Here is a 24,636-nt window from a genome sequence, read left to right as displayed (position 1 = left end):
AAGTATTAACCAAAACCCGTGTTAATTTTGCACAAAAAAAGTCAATTCATTTAATTTATAATTCACGTGAATAAATCGAATACATAAAATTCATAAAATATATGAATAGCATTCACCGAAAACATTTCGTTGATTATCCTGACAGAAAAAGAATACCGAATACACTGTGTCAGATTCCGATTTTTACTTTTAAAAGCTCCATCAGCACTTATAAATTAAAAAACATTAAACACCCTCATTATTATACGCGGCTACATTTCTATTTTTTGCCTCACACCCTTTCACCGATTCATGGCAAATATCGGCTCAAGGGTAGTTTAAGGAACAGTAATGACGAATCACTTCAGATGCTTACCCTTATCCGGTTTCATTGTCTGTGCCGCGCTGCTCACCGGGTGCGATGGGCAAGAAAACCCACAGCAGCATGCGCAAGCTCCTCAGGTCAGTGTTCATATTGTTAAAAGCGCGCCACTGGCCGTAACGACAGAATTGCCCGGCAGAACTGACGCGTATCGTGTTGCGGAGGTTCGTCCTCAGGTAAGTGGTATCATTCTGCACCGTAATTTTACCGAAGGCAGCGACGTTAAAGCGGGTGAATCCCTTTATCAAATCGATCCGGCCACCTATCAGGCAGCCTACGACAATGCGAAAGGTGAACTGGTAAAAGCACAGGCGGCGGCGAATATCGCCCATCTGACGGTGAAACGTTACGTTCCGCTGGTTGGTACGCAATATGTGAGCAAGCAGGAGTACGATCAGGCGGTGGCAACTGCCCAGCAGGCGGATGCGAGCGTGGTTGCCGCGAAGGCTGGCGTTGAAAGCGCGCGGATCAACCTGGCCTATACGAAAGTCACATCCCCAATCAACGGGCGTATAGGTAAATCCAGCGTCACCGAAGGGGCGTTAGTCACTAATGGCCAGGCAACTGCACTGGCGACGGTTCAGCAACTCGATCCCATTTATGTCGATGTGACGCAATCCAGCAGCGATTTTATGCGCCTGAAGCAGCAGACGAGCCTGCAAAAGGGAGACACCAGCAGCGTCGAGTTGCTGATGGAAAATGGCCAGCCTTATCCGCTGAAAGGAACGCTCCAGTTCTCTGATGTCACGGTAGATGAAAGTACCGGCTCAATCACCCTTCGCGCCCTCTTCCCTAACCCACAGCATATGCTGTTACCGGGTATGTTTGTCCGTGCGCGCATCGATGAAGGTACGCAACCTGATGCCATACTGGTTCCCCAGCAGGGAGTAACCCGTACACCACGCGGAGATGCCACCGTGCTTGTGGTAAATGAGAAAAACCAGGTGGAATCACGCACTGTCGTTGCACCGCAGGCGATTGGCGATCGCTGGCTGATCACGGAAGGCCTCAAAAACGGCGACCGCGTCATTATCAGCGGCCTGCAAAAAGTTCGCCCTGGCGTCACCGTCGTGGCTATTCCTGATACCGCAGCGACTCCAGCCAGTTAAGGAATAACGACATGGCTAATTTCTTTATTCAACGGCCTGTTTTCGCCTGGGTACTCGCCATCATTCTGATGATTGCGGGCGGGCTGGCCATTTTAAAACTACCGGTCGCGCAATATCCGACCATTGCGCCGCCGGCGGTTGCGGTGACAGCAACCTACCCGGGCGCTGATGCCCAGACGGTACAGGACACCGTCACTCAGGTTATCGAACAGAACATGAACGGTATCGATAATTTGATGTACATGTCGTCCACCAGTGATTCCGCTGGTAACGTCACCATTACGCTGACGTTCGAGTCGGGTACAGATCCTGATATTGCGCAGGTGCAGGTTCAGAACAAACTCCAGCTCGCCATGCCGCTGCTGCCACAAGAAGTGCAGCAGCAGGGGATCGGCGTGGAGAAATCCAGCAGCAGCTTCCTGCTGGTTGCAGGCTTTGTGTCGGACAATAAAAACCTCACGCAGGATGATATCTCCGACTATGTCGCTTCTAATGTAAAAGATGCGATCAGCCGTACTTCCGGCGTCGGTGACGTGCAGCTGTTCGGTGCCCAGTATGCAATGCGCATCTGGCTGGACAGCAACGCGATGAACAAATATCAGCTCACGCCGCTGGATATCATTAACCAGCTAAAAACGCAGAACGACCAGATTGCTGCGGGCCAGTTGGGCGGAACACCGTCCGTACCTGGGCAGCAACTGAACGCCTCAATTATTGCTCAAACGCGTCTGAAATCGCCGGAGGAGTTTGGTCGTGTGACGCTGAAGGTGAACCAGGACGGTTCGATGGTCCACCTGAAAGATGTGGCCCGCATTGAGCTGGGTGGCGAAAACTACAACATGGTCACCAAAATCAATGGCCAGGCAGCAACGGGGCTGGGGATCAAGCTGGCGACTGGCGCAAACGCGCTGGATACCGCTGCCGCCATCAAGAGTAAACTGGCGCAGTTGCAGCCCTTCTTCCCTCAGGGCCTGAAAGTCGTGTATCCGTACGACACCACACCTTTCGTGAAGATCTCAATCCATGAAGTGGTGAAGACGCTGTTTGAAGCGATTGTTCTCGTGTTCCTGGTGATGTACTTGTTCCTGCAAAACCTGCGGGCAACGCTTATTCCGACTATCGCCGTGCCCGTGGTGTTACTGGGCACCTTTGCGGTACTGGCTGCGTTCGGGTTCTCCATTAACACCCTGACGATGTTCGGGATGGTATTGGCGATAGGTCTGCTCGTCGATGACGCCATCGTGGTGGTCGAGAACGTAGAACGCGTCATGGTTGAGGACAAGCTGCCGCCAAAAGAGGCGACGCAGAAGTCGATGGAGCAAATCCAGGGCGCCCTGGTGGGCATTGCCATGGTGCTTTCGGCGGTATTTATCCCGATGGCATTCTTTGGTGGTTCAACCGGGGCTATCTATCGCCAGTTCTCGCTGACCATTGTCTCCGCGATGGCCTTGTCGGTACTGGTGGCGTTGATATTAACGCCTGCTCTTTGTGCAACGCTGCTCAAACCGGTTTCCAGCGAACATCATGAAAAGAAAGGTGGTTTCTTCGGCTGGTTTAACGCGCTCTTTGATAAAAGTGTGGAGCATTACAGCAACAGCGTGAGCGGCATTTTACGTAAGACCGGCCGCTATCTGCTGGTTTACGTCGTCATCGTCGGCGGCATGGCAGTTCTGTTCCTGCGCCTGCCTTCCTCCTTCCTGCCGGAAGAGGATCAGGGGGTGTTTATGACGATGGTTCAGTTGCCGGCAGGGGCGACGCAAATGCGTACTCAGCAGGTACTCGATCAGGTTCAGGATTATTACCTGACGAAAGAGAAAGCGAACGTTGAATCGGTCTTTACCGTAAACGGTTTTAGCTTTAGCGGACAGGGGCAGAACTCCGGTATCGCTTTCGTCAGCCTGAAGCCATGGGAAGAACGTCCGGGCAAGGAAAACGGCGTTGAGGCGATTGTCAGCCGCGCGACGAAAGCGTTCAGCCAGATCAAAGACGGTCTTGTATTTCCGTTTAACCTGCCTGCCATTATTGAACTGGGTACCGCAACAGGCTTTGACTTTGAATTGATTGACCAGGCAAACCTGGGGCATACGCAGTTAACCCAGGCGCGTAACCAGCTGCTGGGCATGGTGAGAGAACATCCTGACTTACTGGTCCGCGTGCGTCCTAACGGACTGGAAGATACGCCACAGTTCAAGCTGGACGTCGATCAGGAGAAGGCACAGGCGCTGGGTGTGAGCGTGTCTGACGTCAATCAGACGATTTCAACAGCGCTGGGTGGCACCTATGTGAACGACTTTATCGATCACGGACGGGTAAAAAAAGTTTATGTCCAGGCTGATGCTCGCTTCCGTATGCTACCTGGAGACATTAACGGACTGTATGTGCGTAGCGCTAACGGCGAAATGGTGCCTTTCTCTGCCTTTAGCAGCTCTCACTGGGTGTACGGTTCACCGCGTCTGGAACGTTACAATGGGATGCCGTCAATGGAGATCCTTGGTGAGTCTGCCCCTGGCAAAAGTACCGGTGAGGCAATGGCGTTGATGGAAAGCCTTGCGTCAAAACTGCCTTCCGGCATCGGCTACGACTGGACGGGGATGTCTTATCAGGAACGACTTTCCGGGAATCAGGCTCCGGCGCTGTACGCCATCTCACTGATTGTGGTGTTCCTGTGTCTGTCGGCCCTCTATGAAAGTTGGTCAATTCCCTTCTCGGTCATGCTGGTTGTGCCGCTGGGGGTGATCGGCGCGCTTCTGGCTGCATCAATGCGAGGGCTGAACAATGACGTTTACTTCCAGGTTGGTCTGCTTACGACAATTGGTTTATCAGCCAAGAACGCCATACTGATCGTTGAGTTCGCCAAGGATCTCATGGATAAAGAAGGCAAAGGGATTATCGAAGCCACGCTTGAAGCCTCGCGTATGCGTCTGCGTCCTATCCTGATGACTTCCCTGGCATTCATCCTTGGTGTTATGCCTCTGGTCATCAGCAGCGGTGCAGGTAGTGGGGCACAAAATGCGGTCGGGACGGGCGTGATGGGCGGGATGCTGTCAGCCACCCTGTTGGCCATTTTCTTTGTTCCTGTTTTCTTTGTGGTTGTCCGGAGACGGTTTACAAAGCACAAGGATTAATGAAAATCATAAAGGCACCTCTGGTGCCTTTTTTATTTCCTGAAAACAATGTAAAAACACATCCCCTCTTCACATTTCCTCCATTAATAATCAGTGCCCGCGCTTTTTTCTTCATAATTTTTACAATCCACACAAATTGAGATTATTCCCCGTGCTGCATGGTATTAGTGCGGTGGTAAAATAATCATCAGTTCGTTAATTGCTGTATCGGCTCTTTAGCGAATAAGCGATCATATTGAGGTAACATCATGAAAAGATTCCTTTCCGTTGCACTTCTCGCTGCGCTGCTTGCTGGTTGCGCGCACGACTCTCCATGTGTACCGGTATACGACGATCAGGGGCGACTGGTTCACACCAATACCTGTATGAAGGGCACTACCCAGGATAACTGGGAAACAGCAGGTGCGATTGCTGGTGGCGCCGCGGCAATCGCTGGCCTGACACTCGGTATTGTCGCCCTGACTAAATAAGGCTTCTAAAAGCGCGGCCATCGCCGCGCTTTTATTTTTCCCTGATATAAGGAACGTATATTCCTCATCACGAATAGCATCAGATATTAATTAAATTCAATACGCTACCTTACTCCCCGCTATACCCCATACCTGTACATAACATTTAATTGATTTAACGCTGCTGCGAGCCAGCATAATGCATTCCACAACTTCAGTTTCAGTAGGGTAAAACGCTTTAATACGTCCGTAAGGTATTAATGGCGACAGCAGGAATATCGAATGAGGGAATTGGTTTTGCTGGAGCAATAACGCAAAAAGGCCATCCTTTCGGATGGCCTTTCTACTTGTTTGATGTCTGGCAGTTCCCTACTCTCACATGGGGAGACCCCACACTACCATCGGCGCTACGGCGTTTCACTTCTGAGTTCGGCATGGGGTCAGGTGGGACCACCGCGCTAAAGCCGCCAGACAAATTCTTTTACTTCTTGCCGAACTTTAACCTAAGTATAAAGTGGTGCTGATACCCAGAGTCGAACTGGGGACCTCACCCTTACCAAGGGTGCGCTCTACCAACTGAGCCATATCAGCACGCTAAATTTGATGCCTGGCAGTTCCCTACTCTCACATGGGGAGACCCCACACTACCATCGGCGCTACGGCGTTTCACTTCTGAGTTCGGCATGGGGTCAGGTGGGACCACCGCGCTAAAGCCGCCAGGCAAATTCTGTTTAATCTGTATCAGGCTGAAAATTTCGTCTCTTCGCCGAAACACCTTCGGCGTTGTAAGGTTAAGCCTCACGGTTCATTAGTATCGGTTAGCTCAACGCATCGCTGCGCTTACACACCCGACCTATCAACGTCGTCGTCTTCAACGTTCCTTCAGGAGACTTAAAGTCTCAGGGAGAACTCATCTCGGGGCAAGTTTCGTGCTTAGATGCTTTCAGCACTTATCTCTTCCGCATTTAGCTACCGGGCAGTGCCATTGGCATGACAACCCGAACACCAGTGATGCGTCCACTCCGGTCCTCTCGTACTAGGAGCAGCCCCCCTCAATTCTCCAGCGCCCACGGCAGATAGGGACCGAACTGTCTCACGACGTTCTAAACCCAGCTCGCGTACCACTTTAAATGGCGAACAGCCATACCCTTGGGACCTACTTCAGCCCCAGGATGTGATGAGCCGACATCGAGGTGCCAAACACCGCCGTCGATATGAACTCTTGGGCGGTATCAGCCTGTTATCCCCGGAGTACCTTTTATCCGTTGAGCGATGGCCCTTCCATTCAGAACCACCGGATCACTATGACCTGCTTTCGCACCTGCTCGCGCCGTCACGCTCGCAGTCAAGCTGGCTTATGCCATTGCACTAACCTCCTGATGTCCGACCAGGATTAGCCAACCTTCGTGCTCCTCCGTTACTCTTTGGGAGGAGACCGCCCCAGTCAAACTACCCACCAGACACTGTCCGCAACCCGGATTACGGGTCTACGTTAGAACACCAGCCATTAAAGGGTGGTATTTCAAGGTTGGCTCCACGCAGACTGGCGTCCACGCTTCAAAGCCTCCCACCTATCCTACACATCAAGGACCAGTGTTCAGTGTCAAGCTATAGTAAAGGTTCACGGGGTCTTTCCGTCTTGCCGCGGGTACACTGCATCTTCACAGCGAGTTCAATTTCACTGAGTCTCGGGTGGAGACAGCCTGGCCATCATTACGCCATTCGTGCAGGTCGGAACTTACCCGACAAGGAATTTCGCTACCTTAGGACCGTTATAGTTACGGCCGCCGTTTACCGGGGCTTCGATCAAGAGCTTCGCGTTGCCGCTAACCCCATCAATTAACCTTCCGGCACCGGGCAGGCGTCACACCGTATACGTCCACTTTCGTGTTTGCACAGTGCTGTGTTTTTAATAAACAGTTGCAGCCAGCTGGTATCTTCGACTGATTTCAGCTCCGCCCGCAGGGGCTTCACCTACACATCAGCGTGCCTTCTCCCGAAGTTACGGCACCATTTTGCCTAGTTCCTTCACCCGAGTTCTCTCAAGCGCCTTGGTATTCTCTACCTGACCACCTGTGTCGGTTTGGGGTACGATTTCGTGTTACCTGATGCTTAGAGGCTTTTCCTGGAAGCAGGGCATTTATCACTTCAGCACCGTAGTGCCTCGTCATCACACCTCAGCGTTAATAAGGTACCGGATTTACCTGGAACCTCCGCCTACATGCTTAAACCGGGACAACCGTCGCCCGGCTGACATAGCCTTCTCCGTCCCCCCTTCGCAGTAACACCAAGTACAGGAATATTAACCTGTTTCCCATCGACTACGCCTTTCGGCCTCGCCTTAGGGGTCGACTCACCCTGCCCCGATTAACGTTGGACAGGAACCCTTGGTCTTCCGGCGAGCGGGCTTTTCACCCGCTTTATCGTTACTTATGTCAGCATTCGCACTTCTGATACCTCCAGCATGCCTCACAGCACACCTTCAACGGCTTACAGAACGCTCCCCTACCCAACAACACATAGTGTCGCTGCCGCAGCTTCGGTGCATGGTTTAGCCCCGTTACATCTTCCGCGCAGGCCGACTCGACCAGTGAGCTATTACGCTTTCTTTAAATGATGGCTGCTTCTAAGCCAACATCCTGGCTGTCTGTGCCTTCCCACATCGTTTCCCACTTAACCATGACTTTGGGACCTTAGCTGGCGGTCTGGGTTGTTTCCCTCTTCACGACGGACGTTAGCACCCGCCGTGTGTCTCCCGTGATAACATTCTTCGGTATTCGTAGTTTGCATCGGGTTGGTAAGCCGGGATGGCCCCCTAGCCGAAACAGTGCTCTACCCCCGAAGATGAGTTCACGAGGCGCTACCTAAATAGCTTTCGGGGAGAACCAGCTATCTCCCGGTTTGATTGGCCTTTCACCCCCAGCCACAGGTCATCCGCTAATTTTTCAACATTAGTCGGTTCGGTCCTCCAGTTAGTGTTACCCAACCTTCAACCTGCCCATGGCTAGATCACCGGGTTTCGGGTCTATACCCTGCAACTTAACGCCCAGTTAAGACTCGGTTTCCCTTCGGCTCCCCTATACGGTTAACCTTGCTACAGAATATAAGTCGCTGACCCATTATACAAAAGGTACGCAGTCACCCCATAAAGAGGCTCCCACTGCTTGTACGTACACGGTTTCAGGTTCTTTTTCACTCCCCTCGCCGGGGTTCTTTTCGCCTTTCCCTCACGGTACTGGTTCACTATCGGTCAGTCAGGAGTATTTAGCCTTGGAGGATGGTCCCCCCATATTCAGACAGGATACCACGTGTCCCGCCCTACTCTTCGAGTTCACAGCATGTGCATTTTCGTGTACGGGACTATCACCCTGTACCGTCGGACTTTCCAGACCGTTCCACTAACACACAAGCTGATTCAGACTCCGGGCTGCTCCCCGTTCGCTCGCCGCTACTGGGGGAATCTCGGTTGATTTCTTTTCCTCGGGGTACTTAGATGTTTCAGTTCCCCCGGTTCGCCTCGTTAACCTATGTATTCAGTTAACGATAGTGCAACGGATTGCACTGGGTTTCCCCATTCGGACATCGCCGGGTCAAAGGTTCATATCACCTCGCCGGCGCTTTTCGCAGATTAGCACGTCCTTCATCGCCTCTGACTGCCAGGGCATCCACCGTGTACGCTTAGTCGCTTAACCTCACAACCCGAAGATGTTTCACTTCTGATTGCGAAAATTTGAGAGACTCGAACACACATGAGCTGTGTGTCGTTTCAATTTTCAGCTTGATCCAGATTTTTAAAGAGCAAATATCTCAAACATGACTCGCAAGTCAGTTTTGAGATATGACGGCAGGTGACTTTCACTCACGAACCAGCAAGTGGCGTCCCCTAGGGGATTCGAACCCCTGTTACCGCCGTGAAAGGGCGGTGTCCTGGGCCTCTAGACGAAGGGGACGTACAGTCTCAATCGCAAGACGCCTTGCTATTTACTTTTCATCAGACAATCTGTGTGAGCACTACAAAGGCAGGTTCTTTAAGGTAAGGAGGTGATCCAACCGCAGGTTCCCCTACGGTTACCTTGTTACGACTTCACCCCAGTCATGAATCACAAAGTGGTAAGCGCCCTCCCGAAGGTTAAGCTACCTACTTCTTTTGCAACCCACTCCCATGGTGTGACGGGCGGTGTGTACAAGGCCCGGGAACGTATTCACCGTGGCATTCTGATCCACGATTACTAGCGATTCCGACTTCATGGAGTCGAGTTGCAGACTCCAATCCGGACTACGACGCACTTTATGAGGTCCGCTTGCTCTCGCGAGGTCGCTTCTCTTTGTATGCGCCATTGTAGCACGTGTGTAGCCCTACTCGTAAGGGCCATGATGACTTGACGTCATCCCCACCTTCCTCCAGTTTATCACTGGCAGTCTCCTTTGAGTTCCCGGCCGGACCGCTGGCAACAAAGGATAAGGGTTGCGCTCGTTGCGGGACTTAACCCAACATTTCACAACACGAGCTGACGACAGCCATGCAGCACCTGTCTCAGAGTTCCCGAAGGCACCAATCCATCTCTGGAAAGTTCTCTGGATGTCAAGAGTAGGTAAGGTTCTTCGCGTTGCATCGAATTAAACCACATGCTCCACCGCTTGTGCGGGCCCCCGTCAATTCATTTGAGTTTTAACCTTGCGGCCGTACTCCCCAGGCGGTCGACTTAACGCGTTAGCTCCGGAAGCCACGCCTCAAGGGCACAACCTCCAAGTCGACATCGTTTACGGCGTGGACTACCAGGGTATCTAATCCTGTTTGCTCCCCACGCTTTCGCACCTGAGCGTCAGTCTTTGTCCAGGGGGCCGCCTTCGCCACCGGTATTCCTCCAGATCTCTACGCATTTCACCGCTACACCTGGAATTCTACCCCCCTCTACAAGACTCTAGCCTGCCAGTTTCGAATGCAGTTCCCAGGTTGAGCCCGGGGATTTCACATCCGACTTGACAGACCGCCTGCGTGCGCTTTACGCCCAGTAATTCCGATTAACGCTTGCACCCTCCGTATTACCGCGGCTGCTGGCACGGAGTTAGCCGGTGCTTCTTCTGCGGGTAACGTCAATCGACAAGGTTATTAACCTTATCGCCTTCCTCCCCGCTGAAAGTACTTTACAACCCGAAGGCCTTCTTCATACACGCGGCATGGCTGCATCAGGCTTGCGCCCATTGTGCAATATTCCCCACTGCTGCCTCCCGTAGGAGTCTGGACCGTGTCTCAGTTCCAGTGTGGCTGGTCATCCTCTCAGACCAGCTAGGGATCGTCGCCTAGGTGAGCCGTTACCCCACCTACTAGCTAATCCCATCTGGGCACATCCGATGGCAAGAGGCCCGAAGGTCCCCCTCTTTGGTCTTGCGACGTTATGCGGTATTAGCTACCGTTTCCAGTAGTTATCCCCCTCCATCAGGCAGTTTCCCAGACATTACTCACCCGTCCGCCACTCGTCAGCGAAGCAGCAAGCTGCTTCCTGTTACCGTTCGACTTGCATGTGTTAGGCCTGCCGCCAGCGTTCAATCTGAGCCATGATCAAACTCTTCAATTTAAAAGTTTGATGCTCAATGAATTAAACTTCGTAATGAATTACGTGTTCACTCGTTGAGACTTGGTATTCATTTAGTGTCCGAAGACATTAAGAATCCATGTCACTTTGAGTGCCCACACAGATTGTCTGATAAATTGTTAAAGAGCAGTTGCGACGCGCTTCAGCGCTCTGTCGCGAGGTGGCGTATATTACGCTTTCCTCTTTCAGAGTCAACCCGTTATTTCAGGATTTTTTCTCTTCAACCGACCGGGTTGTCTGTGAAGTGATTCACATCCGCCGTGTCGATGGAGGCGCATTATAGGGATCCCAGTTTTTAGCACAAGTATTTTTTAGATCTTTTTTTCCAACTGATGATTTTCCGTTCTTTTCGCTGAAAACCCACCCGATCCGCTTAAAAATTGACGCATTTTGCCTTGCCTCGATCCAGGAATACGATCAAAGTCTTCTTTAATAGCGCTCATCTGTATCGAGGTAGATATGTTTGCAGTATTACGTCCTTATAAAGATCTGTTCCCCCAAAAAGGCGATCGCGTGATGATCGATACCAGCAGCGTGGTCATTGGTGATGTTCGCATGGCCGAGGATGTCAGCATCTGGCCACTCGTCGCGATCCGGGGCGATGTTAACTACGTTGCAATCGGTGCACGCACCAATATTCAGGACGGCAGCGTGCTGCATGTGACTCATAAGTCATCTTATAACCCTGAGGGCAATCCGCTCATCATTGGGGAAGATGTCACCGTCGGTCATAAAGTGATGCTCCACGGCTGCACAATCGGTAACAGGGTTCTCGTTGGGATGGGATCGATTTTGCTGGATGGCGTCATAGTAGAAGATGACGTAATGATTGGCGCAGGAAGCCTTGTTCCGCAAAACAAACGTCTGGAAAGTGGCTATCTCTATTTAGGCAGTCCGGTTAAACAGATCCGCCCCCTAAAAGAGGCGGAGATCGAAGGATTGAAATACTCAGCGAACAATTACGTTAAATGGAAGAATGACTATCTGGATCAGGATAACCAGACCCAACCCTGATCGTCTTCCTGCTGATCGCGGATCAAATCGCTGGCTTCCTCTTCCAGATCCCAGCGATTTTCGCAAAAGACCGCTAACGGATCTGAACCACCAAAGCGCTGATGCAACGTCTCCCCTTTAATCGCACAGGTGAGCTGCATTCCATGCACCAGCACCGGGAAACAAACCGCTTGCTTATTTTCATCCCAGATTTCTCTGTCGGGAAAATGAATCGCCTGATTCATGCCATCAGTTCCTGTTTCAGCTTTTCGATCACCGGTTCTACAGCAGGTAACACGCCATGCCAGAGTAGCACCGCATGAGCCGCCTGCCCCACCAGCATGCCCAGACCATCAGCTACGTGTTTTGCCCCCTGTTGTTCACACCAGGTCAGAAATGGCGTTTTCCCTTTTTGATAAAACATGTCATAGGCGTAGATGTGGGAATGAACCAGGGATGCAGGAATCGCCGGGATCTCTCCATTAATACCGCTTGAGGTGGCATTAATCACAAGATCAAATTCGTGACCCGCGAGATCGTCAAGTGCTACCGCAGTTACGCTGCCTGTGTGTGCGAACAACGCCGCCAGCTCTTCTGCTCTGGAGAAGGTACGGTTGGTGATTGTCACCGCACAATCCAGCGAAAGAAGAGGAAGCAATACGCCGCGCGACGCGCCACCCGCGCCGATCAGCAGGATCCGAAAGCCTGGTTTAATAAACGACAATCGCTCCAGATCGCTGAGTAAACCTATGCCATCGGTGTTATCGCCAAGAAGGCGACCATCTTCAAGCCGCTTAAGGGTATTGACGGCGCCAGCGAGCGACGCACGCTCGGTCAGCTCATCCGCGCGCCCGAAAGCCTCTTCTTTAAAAGGCACCGTGACGTTCGCACCTTTACCACCCGCATCAAAAAAGCTATTCAGCGTCGGTATAAATGCATCAACAGGCGCAAGAACCCGACCATACGGGTGATCTATCTGCAATTGCTCTGCAAACAGTTGATGGATCAGAGGCGACTTGCTGTGCGCGATCGGGTTACCAAAAACAGCATAGGTTTCCATAACATTATCCCTGGCGAAAACGTTCGCCGGTCAAGGCATCGCGAATTTCTGACGGGTTAAGACGACCCCCGGTTTCACCCACAGCTACAGGGAAATCATTCCCGAACTGCGCCAGAACTTCTTCTGTTGTCCGACAAGGGGGAAGCCCGGTCAGGTTGGCGCTGGTTGAAACCAGGGGTTTACCAAATGCCTGGCATAACTCCACCACCAAGGGATGGTCGGTAACGCGTACCGCGAGTGAATCGAAACGCCCGGTTAACCAGCGCGGCGTTGTCGGTTGTGCAGGAAAGACAAACGTCACGGGACCTGGCCACGCAGAGAAAATGGTTTCCCGCTGTGCAGGTGTCAGCATGGAATCGTCAATATAAGGCTTAAGCTGCTCGTAGTTCGCAGCGATCAAAATCAATCCTTTTTCGACAGGCCGCTGTTTTAGCGCCAGCAGACGGTTAACGGCGACTTCGCTGTCAGGATCGCACCCGACCCCGAAAACGGCTTCTGTTGGATAGGCGATGACTTCTTCTTTTTTCAGGATGTCCACCGCCTGCGCGATGGAGCCTGATGGCAGGTTATTATTCACTGATTTGATCCGCCGAAACCGGCTTTCCACATTGTTTACTGGCGCAAAAGCGTTTCAAGCCTTGCGCGGTTTTCTTTTCTATAAGTAACGGATAATCGCAATGAGGGCAGACGCCCGCTACTGGTTTGAAATTGATAACGAACTGGCATTCAGGATAGCGATCGCACGAATGGAAGGTCTTGCCATAACGAGAGCGGCGCTGCACCAATTGACCACGCTGGCACTGAGGGCACGCAATTGCCGTTTCATCTGGTTTATCAATTTGTTCCGTATGTTCACATTCCGGATAGCGGCTGCATCCAATAAACATCCCGAACCGCCCCTGCCGCAGCGCCAGTTCGCCGCCACAGAGTGGACAAAGCTGTCCCTCCAGAATTTTGACGATATGTCCGTCCGCCTGGCTTTTCAGGGGACGGACATAATCACATTCCGGATAGTGTGAACAACCGAGAAACGGACCGTGTTTCCCGGACCGAATAACAAGTTCAGCCCCACACTGTGGGCAGGGCTCGTTTTTATGCACCGTGAAGAGTGCTGATTTGGCCATAACAACTCTTGTTGCTGCACATAGAATTAATGCAGCATACCTTCATTCACTTCAAAGAGTAATTCTTCCATTTGCTGATAGGCATTTTCACAGCCTGGGATGTTGAACAGAACCATCAGGATCACCCATTTGAGATCTTCCAGTTCAAATTCAGCAGTATCCAGCGCCATGACGCGCTCTATCACCATCTCTCTCGTTTCGAGGTTTAGCACCTGAATCTGCTCAAGGAATAAAATGAATCCCCGGCAGCTGGCATCCATCCTTTCACACTCTTCAGCTGTATAGATGCGCACAGACAATGGGTCAGAAGCAAGCTGCATCGGTTCGGCGAGGCCGTCCTGATAATCAGCCAACTTATCCAGCCACATCAACGCATTATAAATATCTTCCCGCTCAAAACCTGCGTCGGTCAGATCCCGTGTTAATTTGTCCTGATCCACCTGCATTTCTGCTTCGTTGTGGATGTAAGTCTCAAACAAATACATCAGTACGTCGAACATGGCATGCCCTCCTTAATCGGACATAGCCGCCGGGTACAGCTGCGATCCACCCTGCTAACTCCAGTTCGAGTAGCTGTGCTACCGTTACTGGCACAGGTTGGCCGGCACGTTCAGCGACAACGTCAACAGGTGTTACCTCATCTCCTACGTTAGCCAGGAGCTTGGGAAATGGCAATGCTACTGCCTCCTGATCCGATGAAATATGTCGCTTTTGGAGATCATCCTGCAACCAATGCAAACCATATTGCAAATTTTCCAGGATATCCTCTTTACAGGTCACCAGCGTCGCCCCCTGTTTTATCAGCCAGTGAGGGCCTTCGCAGCCAGGGTTCCCCAACGGGCCGGGTAGCGCAAAAACTTCACGCCCCTGCTCCAGTGCGCACCTTGCGGTAACCAGCGATCCACTCCGAATCGCAGCTTCGACCACCAGCACGCCCTGGCTTAACCCACTGATGATCCGGTTACGCCGTGGAAAGTTACCCGGTCTGGGCGATGTCGAAAGTGAAAACTCAGATACTATCGCCCCCTCTGAAGCGATAAGTTGCTCAGCCAGAATGTGATGACGACGCGGATAGAGACTAAAAAGACCATTGCCAAGCACGGCGACACTTCGCCCTTTTGCTGACAACGCCGCATGATGTGCCACACCATCGATGCCGCAAGCCAGGCCACTGGTGATCGTAAAGCCACATTGGGATAGCTGTTCACTCAGCATTTTCCCCCACCGCTCGCCATACCACGAGGGCGCACGGCTGCCCACAACCGCAAGCTGCATGCTATTAAGCACGTCAACGCGGCCTCGCACAAATAGCGCCCCGGGAAAATCAGGTATAGAACGTAACAATGGCGGAAAGCGAGGATCATCCGCTGTGAGAAGGTGGTTGTCGGTGTGTTCCAGCCATTCCAGACTACGTTCAAGCTCACTCTCACTGAACGAAAAAAACTTTACGGCATGTTTGGGCGAAAGCCCTGATGCGTTGACAGCTTCAGCATCGACGGTTGCCTGGCGAAGCAGTCTCTGCGCAATCTCCAGCATCGCGTCACCGTATAACGACCCGATGTTTATAAGCCGTAACCATATCTCTGTGGACGTCATCTTTTTCCCTGCCATAAGCAGCCTCAGCAATCTTTGCGATTGGTCACTGATGCTGTCAATCGACCGGGGATTTGTCTAGAATAGAAGTAATATTCTTATCAACTCCTGAACACGACTCTGGAAATTTATGGCAGTTTTGCAAGTGTTACATATTCCTGACGAGCGCCTTCGCATCGTCGCGGAACCGGTTAAAGAAGTGAATGCAGAAATTCAGCGTATCGTCGATGATATGTTCGATACCATGTACGCTGAAGAAGGCATTGGCCTTGCCGCGACCCAGGTAGACATTCACAAACGTATTATTGTGATCGACGTTTCTGAAAATCGTGATGAGCGCCTGGTGCTGATCAACCCTGAGATGCTGGAAAAAAGCGGCGAAACAGGTATTGAGGAAGGCTGTCTGTCTATCCCTGAACAGCGCGCTTTGGTGCCACGTGCCGAAAAAGTTAAAATCCGCGCACTGGATCGTGACGGCAATCCGTTTGAGCTGGAAGCCGACGATCTGCTGGCGATTTGCATTCAGCATGAGATGGATCACCTGGTCGGTAAGCTGTTTATCGATTACCTCTCACCGCTGAAGCAACAGCGTATTCGTCAGAAAGTTGAGAAACTGGATCGTTTACGTTCTCGCGCTTAACGCCCCCCGGATACAAGGAATAACGTGTCTACATCACTACGTATAATCTTCGCGGGTACCCCTGATTTTGCGGCGCGTCATCTCGACGCGCTGCTATCGTCTGGTCATCAGATTGTTGGCGTATTTACTCAGCCTGATCGTCCGGCTGGCCGCGGTAAAAAATTGATGCCTGGCCCGGTTAAAGTGCTGGCAGAAACGCATGGTTTGCCGGTTTTCCAGCCTGCATCATTACGACCTCAGGAAAACCAGCAGTTAGTGGCAGACCTGAACGCTGACGTGATGGTAGTTGTGGCTTACGGCCTCATTCTGCCGAAAGCGGTACTCGATATGCCCCGCCTGGGCTGTGTTAACGTTCATGGTTCCTTGCTCCCACGCTGGCGTGGTGCAGCCCCTATTCAGCGCGCTCTGTGGGCAGGCGATGCTGAAACTGGCGTGACAATCATGAAGATGGACGTAGGTTTAGACACGGGCGACATGCTGTATAAACTGGCGTGTCCCATTACCGCAGAAGATACCAGCGCCACGCTGTATGACAAGCTGGCGGATCTCGGTCCGCAGGGGCTGATTGAGACGTTGCAACAGCTTGCTGACAATACAGCGACACCTGAAGTGCAGGATGAAGCACAGGTGACCTATGCTGAAAAACTGAGTAAAGAAGAAGCCCGGATCGACTGGTCCCTGTCAGCAGCTCAACTCGAACGCTGTATCCGCGCCTTTAATCCATGGCCGATGAGCTGGTTGATGATTGATGAGCAGCCAGTGAAAGTCTGGAAAGCTTCAGTTATTAACGGCAATACTTCGGCAGAGCCCGGTACGATTATCGACGCCAGCAAAAACGGTATCCAGGTTGCGACCGGAGAAGGGATCCTGAATCTTGAATCGCTGCAACCGGCCGGTAAAAAGGCAATGAGCGCGCAGGATCTATTAAATTCCCGTCGTGAATGGTTCATCCCTGGCAATCGCCTTGCCTGAACAAATTTACTCTTAAGGCCCGGTGTTTCCGGGCATTTTTATTTTTACGGTTATGAAAAGACAAAATCTACGCACTATGGCGGCTCAGGCCGTTGAGCAGGTTATCGAGCAGGGCCAGTCACTGAGTAATGTCCTGCCTCCACTGCAACAAAAGGTTTCCGATAAAGACAAAGCACTGCTTCAGGAGCTGTGCTTTGGCGTGCTGCGCACCCTCTCTCAGCTTGAATGGTTAATTAATAAGCTGATGTCACGCCCGATGAGCGGCAAGCAGCGTACCGTGCATTATTTGATCATGGTCGGTTTCTACCAGCTTCTTCATACCCGCATTCCACCTCATGCTGCGCTGGCTGAGACAGTGGAGGGTGCCGTTTCGATTAAACGTCCCCAGCTGAAAGGATTGATTAACGGCGTGCTGCGTCAGTTCCAGCGTCAGCAGGACGAACTGCTGGCAGAATTTGCGCAAAGCGAATCGCGCTTCCTGCACCCTGAATGGCTGCTGAATCGCCTTAAAAAAGCCTACCCACAGCAATGGCAAGACATTGTGGATGCCAATAACCAACGTCCGCCGATGTGGTTACGCGTCAATCGTAACCATCATACCCGCGACGCATGGCTGGCCCTGCTGGAAGAGGCCGGAATGAGCGGCTTCACACACGCTGCTTATCCTGATGCGGTTCGTTTAGCCTCCCCTGCACCGGTACATGCATTACCCGGTTTTGAAGAGGGCTGGGTAACGGTACAGGACGCATCCGCTCAGGGCTGCATGACCTGGCTTGAACCGAAAGACGGGGAGCAGATCCTTGATCTCTGTGCAGCGCCAGGGGGGAAAACAACGCATATTCTGGAAGTGGCGCCGCAGGCCAGCGTGATGGCCGTGGATGTTGATGAGCAGCGTCTTTCACGCGTCTATGACAACCTCAAGCGTCTGGGTATGAAAGCACAGGTTAAGCAAGGCGATGGACGTAAACCCGCAGACTGGTGTGGTGATACCAGGTTCAATCGTATTTTGCTGGACGCCCCTTGCTCAGCAACTGGCGTGATTCGTCGTCATCCCGATATCAAATGGCTGCGTCGCGATCGTGATATCAAGGAGCTTGCCCAGTTGCAATCCGAAATTCTGGATGCCATCTGGCCGCATCTCAAACCCGGCGGAACCCTGGTGTATGCAACCTGCTCTGTTCTTCCGGAAGAGAACAGTCAGCAAATTGCGGCTTTCCTGAAACGCACCCCGGACGCTACGCTGCATGATACGGGAACACCTGAGCACCCGGGTCTGCAAAACCTGCCGGGCGCAGAAGAGGGTGATGGTTTCTTTTACGCTAAGCTAATCAAAGAGTGATGTTGAGAACAGGTCACGAAAGATGAAAATTATCATTCTGGGCGCAGGGCAAGTTGGCGGAACGCTGGCGGAAAATCTCGTGGGCGAAAACAACGATATCACCATTGTGGATACCAATGGCGATCGCCTGCGCGTTTTGCAGGACAAGTTTGATCTTCGTGTTGTACAGGGGCACGGCTCTCACCCACGAGTGCTTCGGGAGGCGGGCGCAGACGATGCCGACATGCTGGTTGCAGTAACCAGTTCAGATGAAACCAACATGGTTGCATGTCAGGTGGCCTACTCGCTTTTCAACACACCGAACCGCATCGCCCGCATTCGCTCCCCGGACTATGTCCGGGATGCGGAAAAGCTGTTTAATTCCGAAGCAGTACCTATCGACCATCTTATTGCCCCTGAACAGCTGGTTATCGACAGTATTTATCGTCTGATTGAGTACCCGGGCGCGTTGCAGGTTGTGAACTTTGCGGAAGGAAAAGTAAGCCTGGCGGTCGTGAAGGCGTACTACGGCGGCCCGCTGATTGGTAATGCCCTGTCGACAATGCGCGAGCATATGCCACATATCGATACGCGTGTTGCGGCGATTTTCCGTCACGACAGACCTATTCGTCCGCAAGGGTCCACCATTGTCGAAGCCGGGGATGAAGTCTTCTTTATTGCGGCTTCTCAGCATATCCGTGCGGTGATGAGTGAACTTCAGCGTCTCGAAAAACCGTATAAACGTATTATGCTGGTTGGCGGCGGTAATATTGGCGCAGGTCTGGCGAGACGGCTGGAAAAAGACTACAGCGTGAAGCTGATCGAACGAGATCAACAGCGCGCGTCGGAGCTGGCTGAAAAGCTTCAGAATACTATCGTGTTTTATGGCGATGCTTCGGATCAGGAATTGCTGGCCGAAGAGCATATCGATCAGGTTGATCTTTTTATTGCCGTCACCAACGACGACGAAGCGAATATTATGTCCGCCATGCTCGCTAAACGTATGGGGGCGAAAAAAGTAATGGTGCTTATCCAGCGTAAGGCTTATGTCGACCTGGTACAGGGTAGCGTAATTGATATTGCTATTTCACCTCAGCAAGCCACCATTTCTGCCCTGCTAAGCCATGTACGTAAAGCGGATATTGTCGGCGTGTCGTCTCTTCGTCGTGGTGTTGCTGAAGCCATTGAAGCCGTCGCTCATGGGGATGAAACGACGTCGCGCGTTGTTGGTCGCGCGATCGACGAAATTAAACTTCCACCAGGCACCATTATCGGCGCTGTAGTACGAGGTAACGATGTCATGATCGCCAATGATAATTTACGTATTGAGCAGGGTGACCACGTTATTATGTTCCTGACCGATAAAAAATTTATTACCGACGTCGAGCGTTTATTCCAGCCAAGCCCGTTCTTCCTGTAATGATTTGGGTGCTCAGACGAGAGCACCCAAATATTAACCTTCTAATTTTCATGCCTTTTATTTTTCATAACGATTATTTATCCCCAATGGCAATTAGCTAATCATTTGTTAAACTTATAGGCGTCAGCTGGCACAAGGAGAACATAATGAGTTTTATTAAAGAGTTTCGCGAATTTGCGATGCGCGGGAATGTGGTGGATTTGGCTGTGGGTGTCATTATTGGTGCGGCGTTCGGTAAGATCGTTTCATCATTAGTCGCCGACATTATTATGCCGCCGTTAGGACTGTTGATTGGAGGCATTGATTTCAAACAGTTCGCCTTCACCCTTCGGGAGGCTCAGGGCGATATCCCTGCGGTTGTAATGCACTATGGCGTATTCATTCAGAACGTATTTGATTTCGTGATCGTGGCATTTGCCATTTTCATGGCGATCAAACTTATCAACAGACTTAACCGTAAAAAAGAAGAACCGGCTGCTGCCCCGCCAGCACCAACTAAAGAAGAAGTCTTACTGACTGAAATTCGCGATCTGTTAAAAGAGCAGAACAACCGCGTTTAATCAGGCGACAGAAACAGAAAGGCCAGTGGTAAAAAAGCGATTAGCTTGCTTGCCACTGGCCTCCCAGTTACCCCGTTGTGCATGTTTACCTTTACGTAAATAACTCCCTTTTCCTTTCTTGTTCTTCTCAACACGCTGTCTGAAAAGCGGGTCGTGAAGCAATGCCTCAATGGCGTTATCCTTAATTTGTCCCTTAGTATGCTGATAGCGGCTCATCATTTCTCCTGAGCATAGTTAATGTCGGCGGGAGTCTAGTCCCTGGCTGATAAAAAATCAACAACCCTGAGTTTCACTACTGGCGCCCTGTTCAAGAGCTTCCAGTATTGAGCAATAAACACTGCTATGAGCGGTACCGCAGCACGCGTCATTTAACCTTTGCAGAGATCGCTGCATAGCTTGCAGCTCCTGAATGCGTCCTTCAACTTCATCCAGCCGGGCCTGAACGATGCTTTTAGATTCCTGACACGTATGATGTTCAGGATCGATACGGATCGACAGCAGTTCACGGATCGACTCCAGCGTGAAGCCGAGTTGCCGTGCATAGCGGATAAAACGAAGGCGTTGCAGGTCGTTATCCGTATAAAGGCGAAATCCACCTTCCGTTCTGACCTCATGATCGATCATCTGCTGCTTTTCGTAGTAGCGGATAGTATCCGGCGTTACGTTAGCAAGCTTCGCAAGTTCACCTATGCGGTACATGGCTACTCCTCGTTTATTTTTTGCATTAACCTTTCACTGTACTCACCATGCAAAAAGTCAATATTCATTCCCGTCTGGCGCAGTTTTAGCTCGATGAGCGCCAACCGACGACTGATTTCGGAGTACCGCGGATCATTCTTATGAATGCCTTTAAGCAGATCGGCAAGCTCGACGGCTTCATTGCGTTGCTGAAGTTCAGGCGGTAAACAACCTGCGTTTTTCAGTAAGCGATAACCGGCCCGTAATTCAGGGGGAATATGTGAATCATCGTCCAGAATCAGCGGCTCACCGCTACCGGGAAGATTTTCGAACTCGCCTTTGTTTTGGGCATCGCAAATATGGCGTTCAGCCCACTGATCGAGCAACCACATAATGAACTCCAGGGGGTGAGCAGAAAAGATACAGACATTGTAGATAAGTGGAGATTCTGCGGATATAAAAAAACCCGCCGAGGCGGGTTTTTTTACGTTACTACAGATTACTCTGCAGCAGCTTCTGCTTTCTCTGAACGATCAACCAGCTCGATGTAAGCCATCGGCGCGTTGTCGCCTGCACGGAAGCCACACTTCAGAATGCGAGTGTAACCACCGGCACGGCTCGCGAAACGCGGGCCCAGTTCGTTAAACAGTTTTGCCACGATCTCGTTATCACGAGTACGGGCGAATGCCAGACGACGATTAGCAACGCTGTCAGTCTTGGCAAGAGTAATCAGCGGCTCAACTACGCGACGCAGCTCTTTCGCTTTAGGCAGGGTCGTCTTGATGATTTCATGACGAACCAGTGAACCTGCCATGTTGCGGAACATAGCCTGGCGATGGCTGCTGTTGCGGTTCAGTTGACGACCACTCTTACGATGGCGCATGACCTTATCCTTCTCAGTAAAACCTTAACCTGTGATCCGGTTACTCGTCAGCAATGCTTGCCGGTGGCCAGTTTTCCAGGCGCATGCCCAGAGACAGACCACGTGAAGCCAGCACGTCTTTAATCTCGGTAAGAGATTTTTTACCCAGGTTCGGCGTTTTCAGCAACTCAACCTCGGTACGCTGTACCAGATCACCGATATAGTGGATAGCTTCTGCCTTGAGGCAGTTAGCAGAGCGGACAGTCAATTCCAGATCGTCAACAGGGCGCAGCAGGATCGGATCGAATTCTGGTTTCTCTTCTTTCACTTCCGGCTGACGTACATCACGTAAGTCAACGAAAGCTTCCAGTTGTTCTGCCAGGATGGTTGCCGCACGACGAATCGCCTCTTCAGGATCGATTGTGCCATTGGTTTCCATTTCGATGACCAGCTTGTCCAGGTCGGTACGCTGTTCTACACGCGCTGCTTCAACATTGTAGGCAATACGCTCTACAGGGCTGTAACATGCGTCGACCAGCAGACGGCCGATTGGGCGCTCATCTTCTTCCGAATGAATTCGGGCAGAAGCCGGCACATAACCACGACCGCGCTGAACTTTGATACGCATGCTAATAGCTGCGTTCTCATCGGTCAGGTGGCAGATCACGTGCTGCGGCTTGACGATTTCAACATCACCGTCGTGGGTGATGTCGGCTGCAGTCACAGGGCCAATGCCAGATTTATTCAGAGTAAGAATAACTTCATCTTTACCCTGAACTCTCACCGCCAGCCCTTTCAGGTTGAGCAGGATTTCAAGGATATCTTCCTGAACGCCTTCTTTGGTGCTGTACTCATGAAGTACACCATCAATCTCAACCTCGGTCACCGCGCAACCCGGCATCGATGAGAGCAGAATACGGCGCAGTGCGTTACCCAGAGTATGGCCAAAGCCACGCTCTAAAGGCTCAAGGGTCACCTTGGCGTGCGTCGAACTCACTTGCTCGATATCTACCAGGCGCGGTTTTAGAAACTCTGTCACAGAACCCTGCATTGTGTCCTCTCTTTGGTACTAAGCTTTACTTGGAGTAAAGCTCGACGATCAGGTGTTCGTTAATGTCCGCAGACAGATCAGAACGTTCTGGCTGACGCTTGAACGTACCTTCCATCTTGCCAGCATCAACTTCCAGCCAGGTTGGCTTTTCACGCTGCTCAGCCAGCTCCAGAGCGGCTTTCACGCGAGATTGCTTTTTCGCTTTCTCACGAATGCTAACAACGTCATTCGCTTTAACCTGATAAGAAGCGATGTTAACAACACGACCGTTTACCATGATTGCTTTATGGCTAACCAGCTGGCGTGATTCAGCACGAGTCGCGCCGAAGCCCATACGGTATACAACGTTGTCCAGACGACCTTCCAGCAGAGCCAGCAGGTTTTCACCTGTGTTGCCTTTCAGACGTGCTGCTTCTTTATAGTAGTTACGGAACTGACGCTCCAGCACACCGTAGATACGGCGAACTTTTTGCTTTTCACGCAACTGCACACCATAGTCAGACAGACGCGGTTTACGCGCACCGTGCTGGCCAGGAGCTTGTTCAATTTTACACTTGGTATCGATCGCGCGAACGCCAGACTTAAGGAATAAGTCGGTGCCCTCACGACGGCTCAGCTTGAGCTTAGGACCCAAATATCTTGCCATTTTCTATCTCCAACTAACCTAAAAAACGAGCGTTATACGCGACGTTTTTTCGGCGGACGACAACCGTTATGAGGGATCGGAGTCACATCAGTAATATTCGTGATGCGGAAACCAGCGGCGTTCAGAGCGCGAACAGTAGATTCACGACCCGGACCCGGACCTTTAACCATAACTTCCAGATTCTTGATGCCGTATTCTTTTACGGCTTCAGCGCAACGCTCTGCTGCAACCTGAGCTGCGAACGGAGTGGATTTGCGAGAACCACGGAAACCGGAACCACCGGCTGTTGCCCAACCCAATGCGTTACCCTGACGATCAGTAATAGTAACGATGGTGTTGTTGAAAGAAGCATGGATATGAGCCACGCCGTCAGAGACTTGTTTTCTTACACGTTTACGTGCACGAACTGGTGCCTTTGCCATTATTCAATCACCCCGATTATTTCTTGATCGGTTTGCGCGGACCCTTACGGGTACGTGCGTTGGTCTTAGTACGCTGACCGCGCACTGGCAGACCACGACGATGACGCAAACCGCGATAGCAACCAAGATCCATCAGGCGCTTGATGCTCATGCTGATTTCACGGCGCAGATCACCTTCAACGACAAATTTGGCAACTTCGTCACGCAGCGTGTCGATTTGTTCTTCAGACAGCTCACTGATCTTAACATCTTCAGCGATACCCGCTGCAGCCAGAATGGCTTTAGAACGGGTCTTGCCGACGCCATAGATCGAAGTTAATGCGATCACAGCATGTTTCTGATCAGGAATGTTAATGCCTGCTATACGGGCCACTATGCACTCCTACTATTTAATATGTACGCACCATGCTGAAAAGCCCGTTTTCAGGATACTCAAATGGAAACGTACAGACATACAAAAGATTGGCTGGCTAATCTAGCCAGCTCAACCCAACTTTGCAAGAAAAATATGCGAAATAATCAGCCTTGGCGCTGTTTATGCTTCGGCTCGGCACTGCAAATCACACGGATGACACCATCACGCTTAACGATTTTGCAGTTACGGCATAATTTCTTGACGGAAGCACGAACTTTCATTTTTACTCTCCGTAACTTCTCAG

General features: G+C 51.4%; 24 protein-coding genes, 2 tRNA genes and 4 rRNA genes. 9 read left to right on the top strand and 21 right to left on the bottom strand.

Translation table 11 applies throughout. From position 1 onward, the window contains the following. Window positions 1-330: 330 nt before the first annotated feature. The 3 genes from O1722_RS02230 to O1722_RS02220 all read left to right on the top strand — a co-directional run bounded on the left by O1722_RS02230 (window position 331) and on the right by O1722_RS02220 (window position 5,065). Window positions 331-1,470, top strand: a complete 1,140-nt coding sequence (locus O1722_RS02230) for an efflux RND transporter periplasmic adaptor subunit (RefSeq protein WP_015572026.1) — start codon at window positions 331-333, stop codon at window positions 1,468-1,470. Between the two features lie 11 nt (window positions 1,471-1,481). Further along, window positions 1,482-4,595, top strand: coding sequence for an efflux RND transporter permease subunit (locus O1722_RS02225; RefSeq protein ID WP_058686562.1), 3,114 nt, complete (start codon window positions 1,482-1,484; stop codon window positions 4,593-4,595). 248 nt (window positions 4,596-4,843) lie between these two features. Then, window positions 4,844-5,065 carry a lipoprotein gene (locus tag O1722_RS02220; RefSeq protein ID WP_003860364.1) on the top strand — a complete coding sequence of 74 codons (222 nt, stop codon included), beginning with the start codon at window positions 4,844-4,846 and terminating at the stop codon, window positions 5,063-5,065. A gap of 335 nt (window positions 5,066-5,400) precedes the next feature. On the opposite strand, the gene rrf (O1722_RS02215) is transcribed toward O1722_RS02220, so the two are convergent. The 6 genes from rrf (O1722_RS02215) to O1722_RS02190 all read right to left on the bottom strand — a co-directional run bounded on the left by rrf (O1722_RS02215) (window position 5,401) and on the right by O1722_RS02190 (window position 10,620). Beyond that, window positions 5,401-5,516, bottom strand: a 5S ribosomal RNA gene (rrf, locus tag O1722_RS02215). A 43-nt stretch (window positions 5,517-5,559) separates the two neighbouring features. Beyond that, window positions 5,560-5,635 (bottom strand) — tRNA-Thr (locus O1722_RS02210). 14 nt (window positions 5,636-5,649) lie between these two features. Further along, window positions 5,650-5,765 (bottom strand): 5S ribosomal RNA (gene rrf, locus O1722_RS02205). Between the two features lie 66 nt (window positions 5,766-5,831). Continuing rightward, window positions 5,832-8,736, bottom strand: a 23S ribosomal RNA gene (locus tag O1722_RS02200). Window positions 8,737-8,918: 182 nt separating this feature from the next. Further along, window positions 8,919-8,994: transfer RNA gene (locus tag O1722_RS02195), tRNA-Glu, on the bottom strand. Between the two features lie 84 nt (window positions 8,995-9,078). After that, window positions 9,079-10,620, bottom strand: a 16S ribosomal RNA gene (locus O1722_RS02190). The 16S, 23S and 5S rRNA genes sit together here with 2 tRNA genes alongside, the layout of an rRNA operon. A gap of 477 nt (window positions 10,621-11,097) precedes the next feature. Between O1722_RS02190 and O1722_RS02185 the strand changes: the two genes are divergently transcribed. Next, the gene (locus O1722_RS02185; protein ID WP_023295516.1) at window positions 11,098-11,652 is read left to right on the top strand and encodes a gamma carbonic anhydrase family protein; all 555 of its coding nucleotides are present in this window, start codon (window positions 11,098-11,100) and stop codon (window positions 11,650-11,652) included. Here O1722_RS02185 and O1722_RS02180 read toward each other — a convergent pair. The 6 genes from O1722_RS02180 to dprA are packed head-to-tail and all read right to left on the bottom strand — an operon-like array spanning window position 11,628 to window position 15,411. Continuing rightward, window positions 11,628-11,876 carry a DUF1488 family protein gene (locus O1722_RS02180; protein ID WP_015571398.1) on the bottom strand — a complete coding sequence of 83 codons (249 nt, stop codon included), beginning with the start codon at window positions 11,874-11,876 and terminating at the stop codon, window positions 11,628-11,630. The two genes, O1722_RS02185 and O1722_RS02180, sit on opposite strands and share 25 nt — an antisense overlap. Then, the gene (gene aroE / locus O1722_RS02175) at window positions 11,873-12,691 is read right to left on the bottom strand and encodes a shikimate dehydrogenase (protein ID WP_015571399.1); all 819 of its coding nucleotides are present in this window, start codon (window positions 12,689-12,691) and stop codon (window positions 11,873-11,875) included. Before aroE ends, O1722_RS02180 begins: the two co-directional genes overlap by 4 nt. Window positions 12,692-12,695: 4 nt before the next feature. Continuing rightward, window positions 12,696-13,268: an L-threonylcarbamoyladenylate synthase type 1 TsaC gene (gene tsaC, locus O1722_RS02170; RefSeq protein WP_017383724.1), complete on the bottom strand. Its 573-nt coding sequence runs from the start codon at window positions 13,266-13,268 to the stop codon at window positions 12,696-12,698. Continuing rightward, window positions 13,261-13,815, bottom strand: coding sequence for a DNA topoisomerase family protein (locus O1722_RS02165; RefSeq protein ID WP_017383725.1), 555 nt, complete (start codon window positions 13,813-13,815; stop codon window positions 13,261-13,263). Before O1722_RS02165 ends, tsaC begins: the two co-directional genes overlap by 8 nt. A 26-nt stretch (window positions 13,816-13,841) precedes the next feature. After that, window positions 13,842-14,315, bottom strand: coding sequence for a DUF494 family protein Smg (gene smg / locus O1722_RS02160; protein WP_033488167.1), 474 nt, complete (start codon window positions 14,313-14,315; stop codon window positions 13,842-13,844). After that, window positions 14,287-15,411 carry a DNA-protecting protein DprA gene (gene dprA / locus O1722_RS02155; protein WP_017693885.1) on the bottom strand — a complete coding sequence of 375 codons (1,125 nt, stop codon included), beginning with the start codon at window positions 15,409-15,411 and terminating at the stop codon, window positions 14,287-14,289. Before dprA ends, smg begins: the two co-directional genes overlap by 29 nt. Before the next feature lie 127 nt (window positions 15,412-15,538). Here dprA and def point away from each other — a divergent pair, with 127 nt between their 5' ends. The 5 genes from def to mscL all read left to right on the top strand — a co-directional run bounded on the left by def (window position 15,539) and on the right by mscL (window position 20,318). Beyond that, window positions 15,539-16,048 (top strand): peptide deformylase, encoded by a 510-nt coding sequence (def, locus tag O1722_RS02150; protein WP_015571402.1) that lies wholly within the window; start codon window positions 15,539-15,541, stop codon window positions 16,046-16,048. Window positions 16,049-16,072: 24 nt separating this feature from the next. Beyond that, complete coding sequence (fmt, locus tag O1722_RS02145) at window positions 16,073-17,020, top strand: methionyl-tRNA formyltransferase (RefSeq protein ID WP_017693884.1); 948 nt, start codon at window positions 16,073-16,075, stop codon at window positions 17,018-17,020. A gap of 52 nt (window positions 17,021-17,072) precedes the next feature. Next, the gene (gene rsmB / locus O1722_RS02140) at window positions 17,073-18,359 is read left to right on the top strand and encodes a 16S rRNA (cytosine(967)-C(5))-methyltransferase RsmB (protein WP_033488169.1); all 1,287 of its coding nucleotides are present in this window, start codon (window positions 17,073-17,075) and stop codon (window positions 18,357-18,359) included. A 22-nt stretch (window positions 18,360-18,381) separates the two neighbouring features. Then, the gene (gene trkA, locus O1722_RS02135; RefSeq protein WP_003863337.1) at window positions 18,382-19,758 is read left to right on the top strand and encodes a Trk system potassium transporter TrkA; all 1,377 of its coding nucleotides are present in this window, start codon (window positions 18,382-18,384) and stop codon (window positions 19,756-19,758) included. A gap of 146 nt (window positions 19,759-19,904) precedes the next feature. Beyond that, entirely contained in the window at window positions 19,905-20,318 is a 414-nt protein-coding gene (mscL, locus tag O1722_RS02130) for a large-conductance mechanosensitive channel protein MscL (RefSeq protein ID WP_003863335.1), read from the top strand. On the opposite strand, the gene O1722_RS02125 is transcribed toward mscL, so the two are convergent. The 9 genes from O1722_RS02125 to rpmJ form a co-directional block, all read right to left on the bottom strand. Beyond that, on the bottom strand, window positions 20,319-20,534 hold the full coding sequence (locus O1722_RS02125; protein WP_017383729.1) for an alternative ribosome-rescue factor A: 216 nt from the start codon (window positions 20,532-20,534) through the stop codon (window positions 20,319-20,321). A gap of 57 nt (window positions 20,535-20,591) precedes the next feature. After that, window positions 20,592-21,017: a Zn(2+)-responsive transcriptional regulator gene (zntR, locus tag O1722_RS02120; RefSeq protein ID WP_003863328.1), complete on the bottom strand. Its 426-nt coding sequence runs from the start codon at window positions 21,015-21,017 to the stop codon at window positions 20,592-20,594. A 2-nt stretch (window positions 21,018-21,019) separates the two neighbouring features. Continuing rightward, window positions 21,020-21,388, bottom strand: coding sequence for a DnaJ family domain-containing protein (locus tag O1722_RS02115; protein WP_033488168.1), 369 nt, complete (start codon window positions 21,386-21,388; stop codon window positions 21,020-21,022). Between the two features lie 107 nt (window positions 21,389-21,495). Beyond that, on the bottom strand, window positions 21,496-21,879 hold the full coding sequence (gene rplQ, locus O1722_RS02110; RefSeq protein WP_001216368.1) for a 50S ribosomal protein L17: 384 nt from the start codon (window positions 21,877-21,879) through the stop codon (window positions 21,496-21,498). 40 nt (window positions 21,880-21,919) lie between these two features. Beyond that, window positions 21,920-22,909 (bottom strand): DNA-directed RNA polymerase subunit alpha, encoded by a 990-nt coding sequence (locus tag O1722_RS02105; protein WP_002919219.1) that lies wholly within the window; start codon window positions 22,907-22,909, stop codon window positions 21,920-21,922. 25 nt (window positions 22,910-22,934) lie between these two features. After that, the gene (gene rpsD / locus O1722_RS02100) at window positions 22,935-23,555 is read right to left on the bottom strand and encodes a 30S ribosomal protein S4 (protein ID WP_003863314.1); all 621 of its coding nucleotides are present in this window, start codon (window positions 23,553-23,555) and stop codon (window positions 22,935-22,937) included. Window positions 23,556-23,587: 32 nt separating this feature from the next. Then, complete coding sequence (rpsK, locus tag O1722_RS02095; RefSeq protein ID WP_003863312.1) at window positions 23,588-23,977, bottom strand: 30S ribosomal protein S11; 390 nt, start codon at window positions 23,975-23,977, stop codon at window positions 23,588-23,590. 16 nt (window positions 23,978-23,993) lie between these two features. Further along, window positions 23,994-24,350, bottom strand: a complete 357-nt coding sequence (rpsM, locus tag O1722_RS02090; RefSeq protein ID WP_003863308.1) for a 30S ribosomal protein S13 — start codon at window positions 24,348-24,350, stop codon at window positions 23,994-23,996. Between the two features lie 146 nt (window positions 24,351-24,496). Beyond that, window positions 24,497-24,613, bottom strand: coding sequence for a 50S ribosomal protein L36 (gene rpmJ / locus O1722_RS02085; RefSeq protein WP_000868187.1), 117 nt, complete (start codon window positions 24,611-24,613; stop codon window positions 24,497-24,499). Window positions 24,614-24,636: the final 23 nt, after the last annotated feature.

The sequence above is a fragment of the Enterobacter cloacae complex sp. HYC003_NIDB genome, assembly GCF_056673375.1.
This window is presented reverse-complemented; position numbering and strand designations above follow the sequence as displayed.

Coding starts and splice junctions, on each gene's coding strand:
- trkA (WP_003863337.1), top strand. CDS start 18,382: ATGAAAATTATCATTCTGGGCGCAGGGCAAGTTGGCGGAACGCTGGCG.
- dprA (WP_017693885.1), bottom strand. CDS start 15,411: ATGACGTCCACAGAGATATGGTTACGGCTTATAAACATCGGGTCGTTA.
- rplQ (WP_001216368.1), bottom strand. CDS start 21,879: ATGCGCCATCGTAAGAGTGGTCGTCAACTGAACCGCAACAGCAGCCAT.
- O1722_RS02115 (WP_033488168.1), bottom strand. CDS start 21,388: ATGTGGTTGCTCGATCAGTGGGCTGAACGCCATATTTGCGATGCCCAA.
- rpsD (WP_003863314.1), bottom strand. CDS start 23,555: ATGGCAAGATATTTGGGTCCTAAGCTCAAGCTGAGCCGTCGTGAGGGC.
- def (WP_015571402.1), top strand. CDS start 15,539: ATGGCAGTTTTGCAAGTGTTACATATTCCTGACGAGCGCCTTCGCATC.
- O1722_RS02230 (WP_015572026.1), top strand. CDS start 331: ATGACGAATCACTTCAGATGCTTACCCTTATCCGGTTTCATTGTCTGT.
- O1722_RS02165 (WP_017383725.1), bottom strand. CDS start 13,815: ATGGCCAAATCAGCACTCTTCACGGTGCATAAAAACGAGCCCTGCCCA.
- O1722_RS02180 (WP_015571398.1), bottom strand. CDS start 11,876: ATGAATCAGGCGATTCATTTTCCCGACAGAGAAATCTGGGATGAAAAT.
- rpmJ (WP_000868187.1), bottom strand. CDS start 24,613: ATGAAAGTTCGTGCTTCCGTCAAGAAATTATGCCGTAACTGCAAAATC.
- rsmB (WP_033488169.1), top strand. CDS start 17,073: ATGAAAAGACAAAATCTACGCACTATGGCGGCTCAGGCCGTTGAGCAG.
- aroE (WP_015571399.1), bottom strand. CDS start 12,691: ATGGAAACCTATGCTGTTTTTGGTAACCCGATCGCGCACAGCAAGTCG.
- zntR (WP_003863328.1), bottom strand. CDS start 21,017: ATGTACCGCATAGGTGAACTTGCGAAGCTTGCTAACGTAACGCCGGAT.
- smg (WP_033488167.1), bottom strand. CDS start 14,315: ATGTTCGACGTACTGATGTATTTGTTTGAGACTTACATCCACAACGAA.
- mscL (WP_003863335.1), top strand. CDS start 19,905: ATGAGTTTTATTAAAGAGTTTCGCGAATTTGCGATGCGCGGGAATGTG.
- rpsK (WP_003863312.1), bottom strand. CDS start 23,977: ATGGCAAAGGCACCAGTTCGTGCACGTAAACGTGTAAGAAAACAAGTC.
- O1722_RS02105 (WP_002919219.1), bottom strand. CDS start 22,909: ATGCAGGGTTCTGTGACAGAGTTTCTAAAACCGCGCCTGGTAGATATC.
- O1722_RS02125 (WP_017383729.1), bottom strand. CDS start 20,534: ATGAGCCGCTATCAGCATACTAAGGGACAAATTAAGGATAACGCCATT.
- O1722_RS02220 (WP_003860364.1), top strand. CDS start 4,844: ATGAAAAGATTCCTTTCCGTTGCACTTCTCGCTGCGCTGCTTGCTGGT.
- O1722_RS02185 (WP_023295516.1), top strand. CDS start 11,098: ATGTTTGCAGTATTACGTCCTTATAAAGATCTGTTCCCCCAAAAAGGC.
- O1722_RS02225 (WP_058686562.1), top strand. CDS start 1,482: ATGGCTAATTTCTTTATTCAACGGCCTGTTTTCGCCTGGGTACTCGCC.